This window comes from Labrenzia sp. C1B70, from assembly GCF_000475395.1.
In the GTDB taxonomy this organism is placed as follows: Bacteria; Pseudomonadota; Alphaproteobacteria; order Rhizobiales; family Stappiaceae; genus Roseibium; species Roseibium algicola.
The window spans coordinates 492,708-512,277 of sequence record NZ_AXCE01000034.1 but is presented as its reverse complement, the minus strand read 5'-3'; the positions used below and the strand labels follow the sequence as shown (position 1 = coordinate 512,277).

Annotated in this window: 16 protein-coding genes and 1 tRNA gene; 10 read left to right on the top strand and 7 right to left on the bottom strand. The window is 55.9% G+C overall.

The window, feature by feature from the left end:
* Positions 1 to 44: 44 nt before the first annotated feature.
* On the top strand, positions 45 to 1,778 hold the full coding sequence (locus Q666_RS56935) for an ABC transporter transmembrane domain-containing protein (RefSeq protein ID WP_081713347.1): 1,734 nt from the start codon (positions 45 to 47) through the stop codon (positions 1,776 to 1,778).
* The gene (locus Q666_RS56930) at positions 1,775 to 3,991 is read left to right on the top strand and encodes an ABC transporter transmembrane domain-containing protein (protein ID WP_022998689.1); all 2,217 of its coding nucleotides are present in this window, start codon (positions 1,775 to 1,777) and stop codon (positions 3,989 to 3,991) included. Before Q666_RS56935 ends, Q666_RS56930 begins: the two co-directional genes overlap by 4 nt.
* Before the next feature lie 76 nt (positions 3,992 to 4,067).
* Here the strand turns inward: Q666_RS56930 and Q666_RS56925 are convergent, their stop codons facing one another.
* The 5 genes from Q666_RS56925 to eutB all read right to left on the bottom strand — a co-directional run bounded on the left by Q666_RS56925 (position 4,068) and on the right by eutB (position 9,580).
* Positions 4,068 to 5,435: an aspartate aminotransferase family protein gene (locus Q666_RS56925; protein ID WP_022998688.1), complete on the bottom strand. Its 1,368-nt coding sequence runs from the start codon at positions 5,433 to 5,435 to the stop codon at positions 4,068 to 4,070.
* Between the two features lie 32 nt (positions 5,436 to 5,467).
* Positions 5,468 to 6,964 (bottom strand): NAD-dependent succinate-semialdehyde dehydrogenase, encoded by a 1,497-nt coding sequence (locus Q666_RS56920; RefSeq protein WP_022998687.1) that lies wholly within the window; start codon positions 6,962 to 6,964, stop codon positions 5,468 to 5,470.
* 90 nt (positions 6,965 to 7,054) lie between these two features.
* The gene (locus tag Q666_RS56915) at positions 7,055 to 7,570 is read right to left on the bottom strand and encodes an Lrp/AsnC family transcriptional regulator (protein ID WP_022998686.1); all 516 of its coding nucleotides are present in this window, start codon (positions 7,568 to 7,570) and stop codon (positions 7,055 to 7,057) included.
* 17 nt (positions 7,571 to 7,587) lie between these two features.
* Positions 7,588 to 8,583, bottom strand: a complete 996-nt coding sequence (locus Q666_RS56910) for a cyclodeaminase (protein WP_022998685.1) — start codon at positions 8,581 to 8,583, stop codon at positions 7,588 to 7,590.
* Positions 8,573 to 9,580, bottom strand: a complete 1,008-nt coding sequence (gene eutB, locus Q666_RS56905) for a hydroxyectoine utilization dehydratase EutB (protein ID WP_022998684.1) — start codon at positions 9,578 to 9,580, stop codon at positions 8,573 to 8,575. Before eutB ends, Q666_RS56910 begins: the two co-directional genes overlap by 11 nt.
* Before the next feature lie 175 nt (positions 9,581 to 9,755).
* On the opposite strand from eutB, the gene doeA reads away from it, so the two are divergent.
* The 3 genes from doeA to Q666_RS56890 are packed head-to-tail and all read left to right on the top strand — an operon-like array spanning position 9,756 to position 12,848.
* Positions 9,756 to 10,940 carry an ectoine hydrolase DoeA gene (doeA, locus tag Q666_RS56900; RefSeq protein ID WP_022998683.1) on the top strand — a complete coding sequence of 395 codons (1,185 nt, stop codon included), beginning with the start codon at positions 9,756 to 9,758 and terminating at the stop codon, positions 10,938 to 10,940.
* A gap of 7 nt (positions 10,941 to 10,947) precedes the next feature.
* Positions 10,948 to 12,123 (top strand): acetylornithine deacetylase, encoded by a 1,176-nt coding sequence (gene argE, locus Q666_RS56895; RefSeq protein WP_022998682.1) that lies wholly within the window; start codon positions 10,948 to 10,950, stop codon positions 12,121 to 12,123.
* Positions 12,120 to 12,848, top strand: coding sequence for a GntR family transcriptional regulator (locus Q666_RS56890; RefSeq protein WP_022998681.1), 729 nt, complete (start codon positions 12,120 to 12,122; stop codon positions 12,846 to 12,848). The genes argE and Q666_RS56890 overlap by 4 nt, the downstream gene beginning before the upstream one ends.
* 216 nt (positions 12,849 to 13,064) lie before the next feature.
* On the opposite strand, the gene Q666_RS0133905 is transcribed toward Q666_RS56890, so the two are convergent.
* Positions 13,065 to 13,565 carry a hypothetical protein gene (locus tag Q666_RS0133905; RefSeq protein ID WP_031268520.1) on the bottom strand — a complete coding sequence of 167 codons (501 nt, stop codon included), beginning with the start codon at positions 13,563 to 13,565 and terminating at the stop codon, positions 13,065 to 13,067.
* A 281-nt stretch (positions 13,566 to 13,846) separates the two neighbouring features.
* Here Q666_RS0133905 and Q666_RS56885 point away from each other — a divergent pair, with 281 nt between their 5' ends.
* From Q666_RS56885 to Q666_RS0133900, 5 genes are read left to right on the top strand one after another with little or no spacing between them, the layout of a single operon-like run.
* Positions 13,847 to 15,673: an SARP family transcriptional regulator gene (locus tag Q666_RS56885; protein WP_152533426.1), complete on the top strand. Its 1,827-nt coding sequence runs from the start codon at positions 13,847 to 13,849 to the stop codon at positions 15,671 to 15,673.
* 25 nt (positions 15,674 to 15,698) lie between these two features.
* Positions 15,699 to 16,121, top strand: coding sequence for a hypothetical protein (locus Q666_RS56880; RefSeq protein WP_031268516.1), 423 nt, complete (start codon positions 15,699 to 15,701; stop codon positions 16,119 to 16,121).
* A gap of 52 nt (positions 16,122 to 16,173) precedes the next feature.
* Positions 16,174 to 17,343 carry a YcaO-like family protein gene (locus Q666_RS56875; protein ID WP_035909488.1) on the top strand — a complete coding sequence of 390 codons (1,170 nt, stop codon included), beginning with the start codon at positions 16,174 to 16,176 and terminating at the stop codon, positions 17,341 to 17,343.
* Positions 17,344 to 17,378: 35 nt separating this feature from the next.
* The gene (locus Q666_RS56870) at positions 17,379 to 18,065 is read left to right on the top strand and encodes a TfuA-like protein (protein WP_353608497.1); all 687 of its coding nucleotides are present in this window, start codon (positions 17,379 to 17,381) and stop codon (positions 18,063 to 18,065) included.
* A 6-nt stretch (positions 18,066 to 18,071) separates the two neighbouring features.
* The gene (locus Q666_RS0133900; protein ID WP_022998675.1) at positions 18,072 to 19,313 is read left to right on the top strand and encodes a hypothetical protein; all 1,242 of its coding nucleotides are present in this window, start codon (positions 18,072 to 18,074) and stop codon (positions 19,311 to 19,313) included.
* A 75-nt stretch (positions 19,314 to 19,388) separates the two neighbouring features.
* On the opposite strand, the gene Q666_RS56865 is transcribed toward Q666_RS0133900, so the two are convergent.
* Positions 19,389 to 19,462: transfer RNA gene (locus Q666_RS56865), tRNA-Gln, on the bottom strand.
* Positions 19,463 to 19,570: the final 108 nt, after the last annotated feature.

The window sequence follows — 19,570 nt, the reverse complement described above, 5'->3', positions numbered from 1 at the left end:
ATCAGCACAGTTTGAGCGAGTAGCTACACGACTCTGGCCCGCATATGCTGAAATCGGTATTTTCATCTTTCTTTTTGCCTCGTCTGAGGATCCGGCATTCTCCGTCCGGACGCTGGATTTCTTCGCCCGGATTGCCGCGCGACGTTGTAGTTGCTTCCGTTTTTGCAAATATCATGGGGCTGGCGATGCCGCTGGCCATTCTTCAGGTTTATGACCGCGTTCTGCCAAATGCTTCCACCGACACGCTGCTTGTGCTCATCCTCGGGGTGACTGTCGTTCTAATTGCTGATGCCGTCATCAAGGTCACCCGTACCGCGGTTGTCGGCAGGCTCGGGGCAGGGTTCAATCATCAGGCGCACACCGAACTTTTCCGCCGGGTGCTTGATGCCGAGCCTTCCCAGTTTGCCAAAACGCCTGTTTCCGTCCAGGTACACCAGCTTCGGTCGTTGCAATCGGTTGCAGATCACTATGGCGACCAGAACCGCCTTCTCGCCATCGACCTGCCTGCGGGGGGTATCTTCCTGGCAGCGCTCATCTTCATCGCAGGGCCGCTGGCTCTGGTGCCGATCACCTTGCTGGGCATCTTCATGCTGTTTGCCCTCAACAGAAACAAGGTGCTGCAGCAGGTTGTCGCCGACCGGGCAGATCAGGACGATCGCAAATCCGATTTCATCCTGGAGGTACTGTCCGGCGCCAAGACCGTGAAGTCCCAGGCGATGGAAGCACTGATCATGCGCCGCTTCGAGCGATTGCAGCGGGCAACGGCAGAGCTCAGCTCCAGATATATGCGCTTGTCCGGCCAGGCGAGGGATGCGTCCGCACTTTTCGGAACCCTCACGACTATCTTTGTGGTCATCTGCGGCGCGTTGATGGCCATCTATGGCAATTTCAGCGTCGGCGGTGTCGCTGCCAGCACACTCTTGTCCGGTCAGTTCGTGCAGCCTTTCCTTCGCGCGATCAACCAACTGACAGACATGCAACGACTGAAGCACGACTACGCTCAGGTCAATTCGCTCTTCAAGCTGCCGGAGGTAGCGCAACAGGAGCCTTTGACGGTCGATACCGACGGTTCCATTCACCTGATCAACGTGTCAGTCGAATTGGGCGAAAGCCAGCGCCGGGTGTTCGAGGACATCAACCTGACAATCGAAGCTGGACAATTCGTCGGTTTCCGCGGTGCGGACGGCAGCGGCAAGTCCACACTCATGAAATTGCTGACCGGTGAAATGACGCCGACGACCGGCAAGGTCATGATCGGCGGGCAGGATTATGATGGCCTCCACCAGCATGCGCTACGCAAGACCGTTGCCTATGTCGATAACCAGTCTGCTATCTTCAACGGCACGATCCTTGAAAACATCACGATGTTCGGTGCCGTATCCGACATCGCTCATGCGCGTATGGCGGCAAAGCTGATCGGGCTTGAAAAGGAAATCCATCTCTTGCCGCGCGGTTATGAAACGCAGCTGGGGTCAGACCTGGGCGGGAAGGTTCCTGCAGCTACCTTGCAGCGTATCTGCATTGCAAGGGCACTGGCAGGCGAGCCGAAGATCCTGATCCTGGACGAGGCGAATACGCAACTGGACCAACAGGCAGAAAAGGCGCTTGTCGATGCGCTCATCCGTCTGAAGGGCTATCTGACGGTTATCATCATCAGCCACCGTCCTTCCATGCTGGCAGTCGCGGATCACCAATACGAACTCAGGGACGGCAGCGTGCATGACCTCGGCACGATGAACGTAACCGGTACACCTCAGAAAATGGGGATGCCGGCGTGAGCAGACCGCTATTCAACCTTGAAGATGTCCACGCTGCCGACAACGCCGTGCACCGCCAGTGGCGCGGTCTGTCGGCCGAACTGGCAGCCGATGGGACCGCCACAAGCCGGCTAGGACTTCCTGATGACGGTGCGGCGCCCGCTGAAAGGTGCCTGATCCCGCTTTTGCGGGAGATGCGCTGGCAGGGCAATGACCGGCTTCTGTTCGAGGCATTGCCGCACTTCGACCGGATTGAAACTTTCCAGGTCTTGCGGACCGTCCTCAGCCGCTTGACAGTCAAGACGACACCTTTTCATGGAAGTGCCGGGGAACTGACCCATGCACAGATGCCGTGTCTGCGTGTAACCAGGGACGACGTTCAGGTTCTCGTTGGAAAAACCGGAACGGGTGAGTTTCGCGCCTATTCCGGCCGTCAGGGAGAGGCAATTTCAGTTCCTGCTGCGGATATTCTGAAAAACGAGATCTATCTCGCGGCCGAAGACACTGAGGAACAGGGGCAGGTTCAAAACAACCGAAGCTGGTTCTCGACCGTATCCAAACGGTTCCGGACCAGTATCATCTCCATTCTGGCCCTCGGTTTTGTTCTCAACATTCTCGCTCTTGCACCGCCGTTGTTCATCATGGCGATCTACGACAAGGCAATGGGAGCAAAATCGACTGAAGTGCTTCTGACCATGGCGGTCGGCGTTGGAATCATTCTTCTGTGCGAAGTTGCGCTGCGCAGAATGAAGACATGGCTACAATCCTATCTCGGCGGACGGGTTGATGCGATTGTCGGCAACAAGACCTTTGAGCGCATACTGCATCTTCCATATGCGATGCTGTCCGAAGCGCCGATCGGCACCCAGGTCATGCGGCTGCGCTATTTCGACAGCGTGCGCGACATATTCCAGAGTTCGCTGTTCAACGCGATCGTCGATATTCCCTTCACGCTGATCTTCATTGTCGCGATCTTCCTGATCGGCGGACCTGTTGCGCTGCCGCCGCTCGCACTGCTGACCATCTACACGCTGCTGGCCGTTTATGTCCTGCCGAAGGTCCAGCGCGAAGTCGCTGCCGTTGGCGAGCAGAAGTCGAAACTCAACAGTTTCATGATCGAGACCTTTCGCAACCAGAGGGCTCTCAGGAACCTTTCTGTAGAAGATACCTGGCTGGAGCGATTTTCGGCGCTTTCCACCAACTTCAACAAACTCAACATCCATGCACGTCATATCACGCATGTGCTGCAGACACTGTCACAGACGCTGATGACCATTTGTGGTGTCCTGGTTCTGGGGATCGGGGCAATGCGAGTCATGGAAGGAGAAATGAGCCTGGGCGCCCTGATTGCCACAATGGCCCTCAGCTGGCGGGTTCTGAACCCGATGAACCAGGCATTTCTCAGCATCACGCAGCTCGCGCAAAGCCGCACGGTGATCGAACAGATAAACAACCTCATGAAAGTGCAGCTCGAGCGCGAGCCGGGGCATTTGCCGAAAATCACACGTGACATTCGCGGTGATCTGAAAGTGTCCTCACTTGTCCTCAGGTATCCAGGGGCAACGGAAGCCTCGCTGAAGGGCCTTGAGCTGACGGTGAAGGAAGGCGAAACCGTTGCCATCACGGGCCCGAGCGGCTCGGGCAAGACCGCGTTGTTCCAGGCTGTCATCGGCTTGTTCCAGCCCCAGGTGGGTTCCATCCTGTTTGACGGTCTGGATGTGCGCCAGCTTGATACCGCAGAGTGGCGCTCTTCCATTGGCTATGCACCCGACGATCTCGACTTCTTTTACGGCACGGTAAAACAGAATCTGCTGATGTCGGATCCGGGTGCTACCGACGAACGTCTGATCGAGGTTACCGGTAAACTTGGCTTGCTGTCCTACCTGGAGGAGAACTTCAATGGACTTGAAACGCGCCTCAATGGCGAGGTCCTGAAGCAAATCCCGGACAACATGAAGCAGCGAATTGTTTTGGCCCGTGCCTTCGTGAAGGCGGCACCGCTCTATCTGTTCGACAATCCGGGCACGCATCTCGATTTCGAGGGCGACAAGAAATTCATGGCGATGATCGAGGAACTCAAGGGCAAGGCGACTATCCTCATCAATACCCAACGGCCTAGCCACATGAAAATGGCCAACCGGGTGGTTGTGCTCAGAGGTGGCCAGATTGCGATGATGGGGCCACCGGAACAAGTAGTACCGGCACTCATGGGACAGGCCGCGAAAGCCGGATAGGCAGCTTTCCTACCGAAGATACCAAAAAGCCCGCCGGGTTGCTCCGACGGGCTTTGTTATTTGGTGGTGCCGCTTCTTAGAAGACGGATTTTACTGCTTTCACGGTTGCATCAACAACCTTGTCGATTTCAGCTTCAGAAATGCACAGGGGAGGGGCGAACCCCAGGATGTCACCCTGCGGCATCGCCCGGCCGATGACGCCTTCCTTTAACAGGGCAGCTGCAACCTGTGGGCCGGTTTTGCTTGCCGGATCGAGATAGGTTCTGCTGGCCTTGTCCGATACAAATTCGATCGCGCAAAGCAGACCGTCGCCGCGGATGTCGCCAACGTTGGCGTGATCTCCGAGCGCATTCGTAAGTGCATTCTTGAAGTAGCTACCTGCGGATCCGGCATTCGCCACCAGACCGAGACTGTCGATAAGCTTGAGGTTCGCAACGCCGGCTGCGGCACCGATCGGGTGTGCGGAATAGGTCCACCCATGGCCGATCGGACCAAATTCGTCGGTACCGTCCTCCAGCACCTTCCAGACCTTGTCGGAAACGATGGAGCCGGACAGGGGAGCATATGCCGATGTCAGGCCTTTTGCGATGGTGATGAAATCCGGCTGAATACCGTAGTGGTCTGACCCGAACATCGTGCCGAGACGTCCAAAGCCTGAAACAACTTCATCTGCAATCAGCAGAATGTCGTGTTTCTTGAGCACGGCCTGAATGGCCTCCCAGTACCCGCTTGGGGGCGGTACGATCCCGCCCGTACCAAGGGCCGGCTCGCCAATGAAGGCTGCAATGGTGTCAGCGCCTTCGCGTTCGATCAGGGCTTCCAGGTCAGCAACGCAATAGGCAACAAATTCTGCTTCGGACTGGGAAAGGTCTTCCCTGCGGAAATAGTCGGGCGCGACCGTGTGCAGAACCTGTGAAAGCGGCAGATCGAACTTCTTGTGAAACAACTCGAGGCCTGTGAGAGAACCGGTCATCAGGCCCGAGCCGTGATAGCCGCGCCAGCGCGAGATGATCTTTTTCTTCTCCGGGCGGCCGAGAATGTTGTTGTAGTACCAGACAAGCTTGATGTTGGTTTCATTCGCATCAGATCCGCCCAGTCCGAAATAGACCTTGGACATGTGGTCGGGCGCTCGCTCCATCACCATTTGTGCAAGCGTGATGGAGGCTTCGGTGCCGTGGCCGACGTATGCGTGGTAATAGGCCAATTCACGAGCCTGCTCCGCAATGGCGTCAGCAATTTCGGAACGGCCATAGCCGACGTTGACGCAATAAAGTCCGGCGAATGCGTCCAATAGCTTGGTGCCGTCACGGTCTTCGATATAGACGCCGCTGCCACCGGTGACGATCCGGTTAGGGCTCTCTCCGCGCGCATGTTGGGCAAGATGGGTCGAGGGATGGAAGAAGTTCTCTCTGTCCCAGGCATCCAGTTGGTCGTTCTTGAGCATATTCAAGTCCTTCTAGTGTTGGTTGGGCCAGGTCAGCTCCAGTCCCGGCAGACGTATTTGATTTCGGTGAAGGCCTCCAGTCCGTAGCGGGCACCTTCGCGGCCAAGGCCGGATTGTTTCACGCCTCCAAAGGGGATCGGATAGCCGGTCACTTTTGTGCGATTGACGGCAACCATGCCATATTGAAGCGCGCGGCTTGCACGGTAGATGCGGCGCGGGTCCTGCGTGTGGAGATAGGCGATAAGGCCGTATTCGGTGTCGTTTGCCCGTGCGATGGCGTCCTCCTCCTTATCGAAGGCTGACAGGGCTGCCACCGGACCAAATGTTTCTTCCCGGAAAATCGATGCATCAGCGGGAGTGTCCGCCAGAACGGTCGGCTGAAAAAACAATGGGCCGGCCGCGTGACGGTGGCCACCGGTGAGGAGGCGCGCACCTCGTGCGAGTGCATCTCGAACGTGGTCCTCCTGCTTGGCAACCGCCCGTTCATGCATCAGCGGACCGATGTCAGGGTCTTCAAGCCCAGGTCCGACAGACAAAGATTCAACACGGTTGGTGAAGGCTTCGCAAAACGCCTGGTAGACCGGTCTTTCAACCAGAATGCGATTTGCCGCGAGGCAATCCTGACCGGATGTTGCGAATTTCGCGGCGATTGCCTGATCGACGGCATGGTCAAGATCAGCATCTGCAAACACGAGGAAGGGGGCGTGACCGCCGAGTTCCAGCACAAGTCGTTTTACAGTCTGAGCACCCTGCGAATAAAGAAGCCGTCCGATACCCGTCGATCCGGTGAACGAAACCGCCCTGACGCGCGGGTCTGACATCCACGGTTTCACGATGTCTTCCGCGTTCCCGGGAAGCACGTTGAAAACACCTGCCGGAAGCCCAGCCTGGTCAGCAAGTTCAGCCAGGGCGAGTGCGGAATACGGCGTTTCCTGTGAAGGGTGCACGACAACGGTACAGCCGGCGGCGAGTGCGGCAGCTGCTTTTCGTGTGATCATCGCGCATGGAAAGTTCCACGGCGTGATCAATGCGGCAACGCCAACAGGTTCCCGCCAGACTTCCATCTCTGCGTCAGGCAAGTGGGAAGTGATGCTCTCGATATTCGGCCGTTTGGCCTCTTCGGCGTAAAACGATACGAAGGAGGCTGCATAATCGATCTCGCCGCGGGATTCCGAAAGTGGTTTTCCTTGCTCACGCGTCATCAGACGTGCCAGATCTTCCCTGTTTTCCAAGATCAAGTCGTGCCAGGCCAACAGAAAGGATGCCCTTTCCTGAGGCAGCAAGGTGGACCAACTCGAAAAGGCGTCATTGGCGGCATCGATGGCTTCGGCGGATTGGGCGCTGGAAAGAGATGTCACTTCCCCAAGAAGACTTCCATCCGCCGGATCGATTACCTGAAACACGGCGCCATCACTTGCTGCTGCCCAACGTCCACCGACATAGGCAAAGTGCTTTACCAGGTGACGGTTGTCGATCAGGTGAAAAAGCGAGCTTTCAAGGGATGTCTCGGCAAGGATTCGGGACTGCATGGCGTTGCTCTCCAAAGTGGTGAGCAGAGCCTAGAATAGCACCCGGGAACGAAACGCCTTTTCTTGACAAGCTTGGTAGCCGTTTCGTTCTTATTCGGAGTGTTCAGCAGTCGTATCTGTTCCAAGCATCCCGGCCAGCAACATATCGAGTGCTGGAGCAGCGCTCTGTTTCACCGGTTTTGTCACCACGTAAGTGAAGTAGCGAACGACGCCAAGGCCGCGGTCCAGCAGGGCATCCATGAACCGCTGATAGCTGTCGATGTCACGCGTGACGGTCTGCATCAAATAATCGAGCCCGCCACCGATCGCCCAGCAGGCAACGACTTCATCGCAATTGCGGATTGCCCGCTCAAAGGCCTGAAAATATTCGGCGCGGTGATGTTCCAGTTCGAGCGTCACGAAAACGGTGACATGAGGCGCGAGATTCTTGAGCGAGAAACGCGCGCCATATCCCTCGATGATACCAGCAGCCTCAAGCCTCTCAAGGCGCTTCCAGCACGGGCTCGGGCTAAGATTAATACGCTTTGCGAGATCCGCTTTGGAAATGCGTCCTTCCTCGGCAAGTACCTTCAGGATTTCCAGATCTCGATTGTCCAGTTTCAGCATCAATGTCTCTTGCCGGTTCAGGAAACGAGCATCGTGCCCGCATTTGCTTTCTTGACCTTGCCAAGAGAAAGCGTGGCAATGGCCGTATCCTGAACGCCGGTGCCGGTCAAATCGCAGACGGTGATATCGGCATCACCAGTCCTGCCTTGCGCCTTGCCTGAAACAATCTCACCGAGTTCACGTACACGGCTCACATCCTGCAAGGTGCGGGTCGCAAGGGCGGAACGCAGCTCTCCGAGTTTTTCGCATTGGCTTATTCGATCGCAGACCAGGACATCGGCCTTAGCCAGGATCTCCGGGGCAAGTTCATTCTTGTCCTCCTGATCAGATCCCATTGCAGTGATATGCAAGCCGGGATGCAGACAATCCGCACCCAGGATAGCCTCCTTCGCAGGGGTCGTGGTGACGACAAGTTGGCTGTCGGCAACCAGTTGCTGCCGATCCTCGGTTGCGACCACGTCTATCCCGAGCGCTGCAGTCATATCCTTTGCCAGGGCTCTGGCCTTGTCACGGTCTCGTCCCCAGACCAGCGCCCTTTCCGCGGGCCGTACCTTTGCCGCCGCAATTAGCTGCAACCTGGCCTGAACGCCGGTTCCCAGAATGCCGATCGTTGAAACGACTGCAGGCGCAAGGTGGCGCGCCGCAACCGCTCCGGCTGCAGCCGTTCGGATGTCGGTCAGATAACCATTGTCCAGATAGACAGCCTGAACCAGACCGGTTTGCGCCGAAAAAAGCACCATCAACCCGTTGAGACTTGAAAGCCCGAGAGCAGGGTTGTTGAAAAAGCCGGGAGATACCTTGATCGCGAAACCGTCGAGACCTGGCACGTAGGCGGTTTTCACATCAACTTCCGCATTCACCTCCGGCAGGGCCATGGACAGCACGGGAGGCATAACGACTGTGCCGGTTGCCAGCTTTGCAAATGCTTTTTCAATGCAGTCGATGACTTCAAGATCAAGATGAACAGCCCGGCGCAGATCGGCCTCGTTCACCAACCTGATTTCATGCGCCATAAGGTTTTCCCTCCAACAGATAGTCCCCAAGCATAACGTCCTGACCGGTCATGACTTTTGTGAATTGAACCATGTCGACATTTCGACCCGTAATAATCGTTGCGACCGGACCTTTTGGCGCGGTCAGCTTTCCGGCCAGGATTGCTGCAATGCCAACCACGCAAGCGCCTTCCGCGACATGACTATCCTCGTAGTAAAGAGCCTGCATGGCCCGGTAGATTTCGCCTTCAGTTACCAGAATGATCTCGTCCAGAAGATCCCGGCACATTGCGAACGAAAGCCGGTTGTCGAGGCCTATGCCGCCTCCAAGCGAATCCGCGAGGCTTGCCACCTCTGGCACCTCCACTGGCCGGCCGGCGTCGATCGATGTCTTCATCGCCGCGCCTCTGTCCATGGTCAGTCCGACAACACGGACCTGTGGGTTAATGGATTTTGCGGCAAGCGCGACACCCGCGGCAAGCCCGCCTCCCGACAGGGGAACCAAAAGGGTGTCGAGGTTTGGAACATCTTCCAGAATCTCAAGCCCGATGGTGCCTTGGCCTGCAATCACGTATGGATCGTCGAACGGTGAGATTTCAAAGACGCCAGTTGCCTGACCCAGCTTACGGCACTCGGCAAGGGCATCGTCCTGGCTGTTGCCGACGATCCGAGTTTCAGCCCCAAGGGCTCTGATGCCATCCAGCTTGGTCTGCGGAACCAGGGATGACATGCAGATCACGGCCTTCAATCCAAGTTCCCGTGCCGCATAGGCAACACCGCGGCCATGATTTCCGGTCGAACAGCATGTGAGCGTCGTGGTGCCTTCGGGCGCATTGCGGGCCGCATTCGTTGCACCGCGCAACTTGAACGCGCCTGTTGGCTGCATCGTCTCCATCTTCAGGAAAAATGGCTGTCCGGTTTGTTCTGTCAAGAATCGCGAGGGCAGGAGGGGTGTCCTGACCACTCGCCCGGCGATGGCTCTTCGCGCTTCGAAAATATCCGTAAGCGTCAGTTGCATGGACTGTTTCCGGTATCGCTCGTGGTCATCATGAAGATCCTGCAAGGGGGAACATTCTCATTTGTGTACAAATGACCCAAAAAGTGCAAGCGATGATATTCGGATGTGTTTATTTTCTTGATTTCTGAAATGGCTGAGTTCTTATTTGTGTACAAATAAACGACGAGGCCCAATCATGCCAGGTCACGACCTTCCTTTCAGCAGTGCCGAGTATCAACGCCGTCTCGATCTTGTCCGTACCGACATGTCCAAACGGGGAATAGATGTCCTGTTTCTCGAGGACCCTTCCAATATGGCCTGGACCACAGGCTATGACGGTTGGTCTTTCTATGTGCATCAGGGGGTCGTTGTCTTTCTGGACGAAGAACCGATCTGGTGGGGACGCAGGCAGGATGCCAATGGTGCCCGTCGAACCGTCTGGATGGACGACGCACGCGTCGCTTCCTACGCCGATCATTTCATTCAGTCGTCTGAACGCCACCCCATGCAGGACCTTGCCAGGCTGCTGGAATTGAGGGGATACGCAAACAAGAAGATTGGCGTTGAACTTGAGAACTACTACTTCTCGGCCAAGGCGTTCCTGACGTTGCAAAGTGAGTTACCGAACGCTGAATTCATCGACGCCACAAGCATGGTCAACTGGTTGAGGGCGGTCAAATCCGACGAAGAACTCGTGTTCATGCGCAAGGCAGCCAGGATTTCCGAGAAAATCATGGACGGCGTCTTGGAGCGTGTTGTGCCGGGTATGCGCAAGGCCGACCTTGTTGCAGAGATCTACGCCGACGCCATCCGAGGATTGGACGACGCCTGGGGGGACTACCCGGCTATCGTGCCGCTGCTTCCCAGTGGCGCGGATGCGTCCGCTCCTCACCTGACGTGGGACGGACGTTTCATGCAGGAAGGGGAGGCGACATTTTTCGAACTCTCCGGCTGTTTCCGCCGCTATCATGCCCCGTTATGCCGCACCGTTTTTCTTGGCAAGCCGGAACAGTACCTGCTTGATGCCGAGAAGGCGTTGGTCGAGGGCCTCGAAGCCGGCCTGGACACCGCAAGGGCCGGCAATACCGCGGGTGACATCGCACGTGCTTTGGCGAAGCCTCTTGAGGCCGCGGGGATCGAGCGTGGCGCGCGGGCAGGGTACCCGATCGGCATTTCCTATCCACCTGATTGGGGCGAACGCACAATTTCCATTCGCGAAGAAGACAACACCGTTCTGAAGCCCGGCATGACCTTTCACTTCATGCCGGGGCTTTGGATGGATGGGTGGGGACTGGAAATCACCGAGAGCATCCTCATCAAGGAAAACGGACCTGCAGAATGCCTGTGCAACAGGCCGCGCAGATTGTTCGTGAAGTCATGAGGTGCAGATGCGCTCGGACTTGTTGACCCGGACGATTTCCATACTGGATCGCCTGATCGGTTTTCCGACGGTTTCGGCAGACAGCAATCTTGAATTGATCAGCTTTGCCGCGACCCTGCTTCGTGAAGCTGGTGCTCAAGTGACGGTTTCCAAGGATGCGACCGGCAAGAAAGCCAACCTGTTCGCAACAATTGGCCCAAATGTCTCCGGCGGAATTGTCTTGTCAGGGCACACGGACGTCGTCCCGGCAGATCCCGTAGAGTGGGCCTGCAACCCGTATCAGATGCGCGAAGAAGGTGGCTTGTTGTACGGGCGAGGCAGTTGCGACATGAAAGGCTATATCGCTGCGGTCCTCGCGAAATCGCAGGACTATGCGCTACTCGACCTGAAACGGCCGCTGCATGTCGCCTTGACCTATGATGAGGAAGTCGGCTGCTTTGGCGCCAGGCATCTGGTTGAGGAACTGAAGCGCAGTGATATTCGTCCCTCCGTAGCGATTATCGGTGAGCCGACGGAAATGCGGGTCATTGAGGGGCACAAGGGGTGTTACGAATATACGACAGCGTTCCACGGCACCGATGGGCATGCCTCCGAACCGGACAAGGGGGTCAACGCTATCCACGTCGCCGCCGCTTTCATCACCAGGATGATGGAACTGGCAGAAACCATGAAGGACAAGTCAGGTCCGGACAGCGAGCGCTACTCACCGCCGTGGACGACACTTCAGGTTGGCCGGATAGACGGCGGCTCTGCACGCAATGTCATTGCTCGGCATTGCGCGGTGGAGTGGGAAATGCGCCCGGTTCGGATGCAGGACGCACTTCAGATAAAGTCTGCCCTGGAAGCCTATTGCCAAGACGTGCTGTTGCCTCAAATGACGTCCGTTTATCCCGACGCTGAGATTGTCACCGAAATTATTGGAGAAGTCGCCGGACTGGCCGTGATGCCGGAAAACGAAGCAAGGGACATCGTTACATCGCTCACTGGCGCGAACCTGTGTGATGTCGTTTCATTTGGCACCGAGGCCGGGTTGTTTCAGGCCCTGGGGCTTTCTGTTGTGGTTTGTGGCCCGGGCTCCATCGCACAGGCGCACAAGCCTGATGAATATCTGGCCGTTGACCAGCTCGATAAATGTCTCGACATGCTCACGGGACTGGAAAGGACCTTGTTACAGGCCTCATGACCGATCAGGACATAACAGCGACGGCCGACGTTGCAGAACTGTTGAACCAGGCTGCAAGCGCTCAGGAACGGTTTCAGATCATGTATTCCGTTCTGAGAGATCGGATCTGCATGCTTGTCTATCCGCCCGGAACGCAACTGAGTGAAGAGGCGTTGGCATCCGAATTCGGTGTCAGTCGCTCGCCATTGCGCAAGGCGCTGCAGATACTCGAAGCAGACGGGTTGTTGTTGTCGCAGCAAGGCGTAGGCACACTGGTGACTGAAGTGGATCTGGAAGAATTGGCGCAGGTCTATGAACTCAGGCTTGAGCTGAATGAATTGACCGGCAGGTTGGCCACGCGGTCTCTCGATTCTGAACTGGAAGCCACATTCAACAGTCTCAAAATTCGGGCGGAGCGATTGAGCTCAACGCCGGATCGTGCGGTTTTTGCCCGACTCAATATCGATTTCTTTCAGGCCTTTTTGCAGCTCACACTGAACATGCCGCTGCGCGAAGTTTCTGAAAAGCTGTTCTACAAGACCTGTCGCATCTGGCTGACTTTGATAGATGAGAAGGACCTGCCAACAGAGGTTGCCATCTTCTGCGGCGAAATCGCGGAAATTTCGAATGCTGTGCGACTTGGAGACTTCCAGGCCGCGGCCTTGATTAGGCGAGCACATCTCTCCATGGGGTTCAACCGACTGAAAACCGCTACACGACAAAGCACCGATCGGAAGGCTGGTTAGCCAAGGGCATCTTGGAATTTCTGGGGTTGGTTGAACGAACAAGACCGCCCCCGGAAGCGATTGTGGTGGGATACAATCAGTTGCTTCCGGGAGCGGCCCGGGCTTTCAAAGAAGATGAACGAACTTCTTTGAACGGGTAATCCTTTCAATAGCCTCAAACAAAAGTGGCGTTTTCACCTCAAATATGCTCGGTGTACCTAGTTATTCCTAAAAAATTCAGTGTCTCTTTGCCATTTTCGTCAGTTTTCTGACTGTAGAAGTCGTGATCCTGCAATCGGATTCTACGTTTCTCTGAACGTATTTTCCTTTTTCGAGAGAATATTCGAGAAATACACTAAGTTCGTTTGCATGAGCGACAAGCACTCTGTGACCGGAAACCACTGTGTCAGTTACTTCCAGATCCTGACCCCAGGCCCAGCCACCATAAGAAGTGCCACCGTTCGACCTGAGGACGATTTCGAAAAAATTGCCCCCGTCGCTTTCAGGCATTTTGAAAACGAGATCCAGATTGTCTTCGTCGTCTTTCGTCGGCTCTCCCGCACCAAGCCAGACAGAACTGATATTTGCGGAGATCAAATCGCCAAGAGGATAAAATGGGGAACCTTCGTACCAAAGAAATTCCGTAATAACGGACCCTATGTCATTAGCCCTCTCAAATGGTCGTACATTGTCTCCGTACCCTGCATAGGTCCTCCTGAAGGAGATCTTACCAGACATGAATGGTTTCCTTACTATCTGATAATACGTAGTTTTTGCTATTGGCCGCGAAGTGTGATCACTCTTCGTCCCTTCGGCAAAGCTACATTCCCAATAGCGCCGTCACACAGGCGTGACTCCGTCACGGCAGTGGTGTTCTTCTGTGGGGGGAACTGTGTTAGAAAAAATTACCAGGGGGCAGCGTGATGAATAAAAGTAGTTCAGCCACTAATATTCGACTACTTGGCGTTCCGTCAGTGTATTACTCGCGGAATACCCCGTTTCCTGCCAAGGGATACGCGTTGCTTGCAGTATTGTTGCTTGTTCCTGGCAACGAGCTTGCGCGTCAAAAGGCGGCTGCCCTGCTTTGGGAGGATGTCGCCCAAACCAGGGCCATGGCAAACCTCAGGCAATTGCTTGTGAGGGTTCAAAGCAAGCAGCCCGAAGCCGGACCGCTCATTGAAACAACCCAGACCAGAATCAGTCTTGGTCCCGGGGCACAAAGTTCCGACCTGGCCGCTTTTCTCCAGTCCTGCAAGGCAACCGATCTTGAAGGCATGATGGCCGGGATAGAGCAGTTCACCGGCGAACTGCTCGATGGCATGGAGTTCGAAGGTGAACAGCTGAACCTTTGGCTGCTGACCGAGCGCGCGAGCCTGAGGGAGAAACTGTTTAACAGAGCAGCAGCAGCCCTTGAGGAAACGACACGCTTTGGAGCGGATCGTGGCGGCAACATCGGCAAGATCGCTGATCGGCTTCTGGCTTTCGAACCTGACAGCCCCGAATGCTATCGTATCATTTCAAAAGCTTATGGCAGGTGTGGCGATCAGGATGGTGTCGATCGTATCGACCGGTTGATGAATTCGGTTCTCAATCCTGCCTTGCCTCGTGTGCCTGGTAATACAAGCAGCAAGCCTTCAGGAACAGTCTGGGTCGCACCGACGGGGGTCAAACCGGTTGAGGAGCGTCCGGCACCTCCCAAACCACCGGTTCCGCGCGTTGCCTTTTCGTCGCCCCGCCACATCGATCAACATCCGGATGCGCAGCTTGCCGAGGCATTCGTCGAGGATGTCGCGAACAGTTTCTCCAGGTTCAAGACATTTGTCGTGGTCTCGCCGTTCAGTACGATGCGTGACTTTCGCGGCGGCAATGTAAGCAACTGGGAAAAAATTCGGTCCAACTACTCCGTGCAGAGTTTTCTGCTCCCGGGCAGCCAAAAGATTTCCTTTACCGTTATCGATGACGGCACAGGGGAGATCATCTGGTCTGCGGAGTATTCGATGGAGCCGGAGGACCTTCACTATACCTTCCGGCTTCTTGCAAAAACCGTGGCAGCCAATCTCGCCCAGCAGATCGAGCGACAGATGCTCGACTCCGGCCGATCGATAAATGCCCAGAGCTATCTGCACGTCTTGCGGGGGCAGAACCTCATCAAGACCTGTAATTTGAGCATGATTCGCCGGGCCAGAAAGGAATTCCGGCAAGGCCTCATGTACGACAAGGACCTGTCCATCGCCCGCGCTCGCATAGCGCAGACGATGCAGCTGGAATGGTTGCTTCTCGGGGGGACGGATCCGCACCTTCTTCACCGCGCCAAGGCGGAAGCGGACGCAGCCATCGAGATCGATTCGACGGCCGGTATCGGCTACTGGATGGCTGCGGTCATCGCGCTTTATCAACGTGATTACACGACCTCGGAGGCCAAGTTTCAGGAAGCCGAGACCTTGAGCCCCAACTCTTCGGATCTGCTCATACAGCACGCAGATGCGCTTGCGCATTTCGGCAAGCCCAAGGACGCCTGGAACCGTTTCAAGCACGCGATCGATCTCAATCCACTTGCACCGGACATCTACTGGTGGGCGGGTGCGAGCATCGCCTTCAAGCTGGCCGACTACGCAGAGGCCGTCCGGCTGTGCAAGCAGATGGATGACGAGGAACCTGCATTGCGAATCCTGACGGCAAGCCTCGCTCTAGACGGGCAAATTGAGAGCGCAAGACAATATGCACGGCGTCTCATGGATGTTTATCCGGGGATGACCGCGCAGGAAATCAGTCGCTTCATGCCAGACAAGAACCCAGAGAACAGCAAGATCTTTCTGGAAGGTCTGAAACTCGCCGGCTTCGATTAAGTAAACCCATTTACAGGAGAATATTATGCCTAATTCGTCATTTTACGTGATCGGAAAACGTGGTCACGGTGTTGTTTTTTTGCGGATGGATCCGCTGCGCGTATCTCGTGTGTCGCACCAGACAATTCTGGCTTACGAAGCGCAAAACGCCGGTGTCGACGGCTATGCACGCATCGCCGCTGCTGCCCGGGTTCTGTTCGCCGAAAGTGACGGCAATCCGGAAACAAGCCTCAGCCAGGTCGAGTCGGAAGGTATCTACCAGGCTATCAAGCAGGGCAGCACGATCTCGGATGTCGATTTTGCATTCCTCACTGATGTCGATGACAGCGATTGGGACCTCAACAGAATGAGCTGGGCGCCGATCCAGGATCCGGTTTCCAAGACCGGCTCCGGTTCTGATTCCGGAAATCCCGACACGCTTCAGGATGCCGTGCTTTCGGACGATTGATCCGGAAGGCGGCCTGACTGGCAAAATCGCACCGCTACAGGAGGTATTCGCTGTGCAATCCGATCCTTTCTCTCCGCAATTCCTGCGCAGCTTCGGCATTACCAGATTGGGTGAGATCACCGGGCTGGACACGATCGGGATACCGGTCTGGTTCGCAACCAGGCCGAATTCCAGGTCTCTTTCCGTTTCCCAGGGAAAAGGTGTGACCGACGATCAGGCGAAGATTTCAGCGATCATGGAAGCCGTGGAATGTGCTGTCGCCGAACAACCGCGACAGCACGTCACGGAGTTCGCGACGATCGAAGACATGGCGCGCCAGCAAAGGAGCGTCATTCCGTTCTTTGATCTAGCAAGGGTCAACCCGCATCAGCTCGATCCGACCCGCCAGCGCGCCTGGGTTCCTGGAACGTCCCTGATATCCGGCGAGCAACGCTTCGCGCCCTACGAATTGGTCGGGATGGACATGCGTAGCGACATGCCTTGGGACCGTCATGCCTTCCGTATGACATCCCAGGGGTTGGCGGCGCATTTCTCGATCGACAAGGCCATCGAACACGCCCTGCTTGAGCTCGTGGAACATGACGCGTCCAGTGTGGTCGATACTTTCGGTTTGTTCGTCAACAATATCCGGGAGGTCACCGACTACGAGGGCGCGAACGCCGATCTAGACGCCATTCTGGAGAAGGTCTCAAAAGCCGGGCTTGATCTTCACATTTACGCCCTTCCAGGACGCGTGAAACTTCCGGTCATTGCCGCTGTCATCTCTAGGCAGGTGAATGGGCCATCCGGTGTCATTTCGCGTGCTCCTGCCGGAATTGCCTGCCGGACGAACGTTGCCGAGGCGATACTCGCAGCCTTGCTTGAAGCGGTGCAGTCACGTCTGACGGACATCGCCGGTGCGCGCGACGACCTTGCGATGGATCGTTTTCAGCAGTCCAAGGATGGCGTAGCCAGGAACCAGCCACCACTTATTCCTCTTGCCAAACTTGAGGCTGAGTTCCGCCCTGCAAGACAGTCGTCCATGGGGTGGCAGGATGTCCTGAAGCTGATGCGGGCGGCCGGCATTGAAGATGCCTACATGTTCCCGCTCAAATCGCCGGTCCCGGACGTTCACGTGGTGAGGACGATCGTCACAGGCCTTGACGCGCATTCCGGCAGCTTCTCCGAAATGTCCATGAACTCGATACTGCTGACGACGGAAGTGCTGAGCACTGCATGTTGAAACCCGTCGTTTTTGCAGGACCGAGCGTTCACGGCTTGGCCGGCGATCTTTTTGACGACCTGGACGTATTCCCACCTGCGGCACGCGGAGACATTCTGCGAGCCGTGGGGCAGGGGCGCCGCGTGATCGGATTGATTGATGGTTACTTCAACTCCACCCCTTCTGTCTGGCACAAGGAAATCCTGTTCGCCCTACAGGAGGGGTGCAGGGTGTACGGCGCAGCCAGCATGGGCGCATTACGGGCTGCAGAGTGTTTCCCATTCGGGATGGTTGGTGTCGGGGCGATTTTTGCAGACTACCAAGCGGGAAGGCGTCAATCGGATGCGGATGTTGCTGTTTCGCACGCTCCGGCAGAACTGGGCTATTGCCCGCTGACACTGGCGCTGGTGGATGCGGAGGCGACGCTGTCTGCAGCTTTGAAAGGCGGGTTCATTGCCGAAAGCGCACATGATGCATTGCTGAAAGCTGCAACCGGTCTGCATTTTTCCACGCGAACCTGGGTGCGCGTGCTGAGCGAAACAGGACTTTCCGAAGCTGAAAGCGCTCACTTTCTGAAGTGCCTGCCCGAGTTCGAGCAGAGCTTGAAACGGCAAGATGCTCAAAAGCTCCTGACCAATCTGAAAGAGAACATCGAGATTGAGACGCATGATGGTCAGGACAGTTGGAAAATACAGAACACCCTTTTTCTCAAGTCACTTGAAAAAGAAGTTCTCGGCAGGTGACAGCTAATGAAAATGGAGATTGTAAAAGCCAGGACCACATGGTCAATCGTGCCGGATTGTGGCGGTCTGATTGAAACGATAGCGATCTCACTACCTCAAAAGGTTTTTGATCCCGGCAATCCTCACGCCGAAAAGATACTCGCCGCGATCGGAAATTTGCTCAAGGCCATGCCTTCGAGCGTTTCAATCCTGGTATTTGCAGATTCATTTAACGAGGTGGCTGCAAGAAACTGGATCGAAACACAAACCGAGTGTCGCTATGACATTGTCGTGGCAGGCGCTAGGCCGCTTGAAAGTGCAGATATTTGGGCACAGGATTCCATACTGGTACAAATGCGAGGCAACGACCTGCGGATTGCCGCTCCAGCATGCGACTGGCCCAGGGGCAACTTGCCGGGGTTACTGGCCGAACACCTTTCTGTCTCCTGCCACGATCTGCCACTCTTTTTGCCGGGTGGAGACCAGATCGTTGGTGAGGGCTTTCGTCTCATCGGTCACACAAGCCGGCTTAGATCAGCCTCCAGCAAGTATCGCGGTGACAGCACTTTGCTTGCCGCAGATCGGCGTATCGGTGAACTCGATAACAGACCTGTCTGCTATTGGGGATACCGAAGACAAGACCTGTTCGAAAAGCCCGCCGTCGATGCTCAAGAAAGCGGGGTCGGCAAGAACACTGCAGATTCTAACCGTGAGGGAGACCTGGACTGGCAAACAGCGAATGATTTGCTCGTAGACCTTTCATTTTCTCATTTGCGGCCGGATCTGGTTACGACCATTGAGCGGTGCGAAAGCCATGTCGACAGATATGTTTCTCCAACAGGTTTGCGCCACAACGGCAAGCACTTGTTATTGCTGGCAGACCCGGTGGCCGTGGCCCCAGAAGCCATCAGCAAGGCGAAGCGGGAAAAGAGACTTCTCGATGCGTCGGAACATTGGTTGAGGGACCAGGGTTTCGAAATCATCCGCAATCCAGTTCCCTTTGGGGTCGACGTAAAGAACGCAGTCAGACCGCGGCTCTACAACAACGTTCTTCTGGAAAATGCGTTACGAGAGGGAAATGGCAAACCAATCATGTGGTTGCCATGCTTCGGCGAAGACAGCAGATTCACGGAATTCGATGCGGAGAACGCCAGGATCTGGAAGGATCTCGGCTTCGATCCCAAGCTGGTCTTCGGCTGGGAAAGCCTTGCCCATGCAAATGGCGCACTGCGCTGTGCCAGCAAGGTAATCAGACGGCAAGCGACTTGATCGAACGGAACTAGATGCAAACCGACACGGACACGTGTGTCTTCAGCATCAGGCTAGTTTTTCAGAAGAAAAGATTGGCTGGGGAACCTGGATTCGAACCAGGACTAACGGAGTCAGAGTCCGTGGGTCTACCGTTAACCTATTCCCCAACAATGCTCATAAGGCGAGCTGCCAATCGTCGGTACAGGGCGAAATGATTGGTCGCTCTCGATTGGTGTGCCGCATATACATCCATCACATTCACGATTGCAAGACCC

Coding starts and splice junctions, on each gene's coding strand:
- Q666_RS56935 (WP_081713347.1), top strand. CDS start 45: ATGCTGAAATCGGTATTTTCATCTTTCTTTTTGCCTCGTCTGAGGATC.
- Q666_RS56920 (WP_022998687.1), bottom strand. CDS start 6,964: ATGCAGTCCCGAATCCTTGCCGAGACATCCCTTGAAAGCTCGCTTTTT.
- Q666_RS56925 (WP_022998688.1), bottom strand. CDS start 5,435: ATGCTCAAGAACGACCAACTGGATGCCTGGGACAGAGAGAACTTCTTC.
- eutB (WP_022998684.1), bottom strand. CDS start 9,580: ATGCAACTGACGCTTACGGATATTTTCGAAGCGCGAAGAGCCATCGCC.
- Q666_RS56910 (WP_022998685.1), bottom strand. CDS start 8,583: ATGGCGCATGAAATCAGGTTGGTGAACGAGGCCGATCTGCGCCGGGCT.
- Q666_RS0133900 (WP_022998675.1), top strand. CDS start 18,072: ATGAAAATGGAGATTGTAAAAGCCAGGACCACATGGTCAATCGTGCCG.
- Q666_RS56890 (WP_022998681.1), top strand. CDS start 12,120: ATGACCGATCAGGACATAACAGCGACGGCCGACGTTGCAGAACTGTTG.
- doeA (WP_022998683.1), top strand. CDS start 9,756: ATGCCAGGTCACGACCTTCCTTTCAGCAGTGCCGAGTATCAACGCCGT.
- argE (WP_022998682.1), top strand. CDS start 10,948: ATGCGCTCGGACTTGTTGACCCGGACGATTTCCATACTGGATCGCCTG.
- Q666_RS56880 (WP_031268516.1), top strand. CDS start 15,699: ATGCCTAATTCGTCATTTTACGTGATCGGAAAACGTGGTCACGGTGTT.
- Q666_RS56915 (WP_022998686.1), bottom strand. CDS start 7,570: ATGCTGAAACTGGACAATCGAGATCTGGAAATCCTGAAGGTACTTGCC.
- Q666_RS0133905 (WP_031268520.1), bottom strand. CDS start 13,565: ATGTCTGGTAAGATCTCCTTCAGGAGGACCTATGCAGGGTACGGAGAC.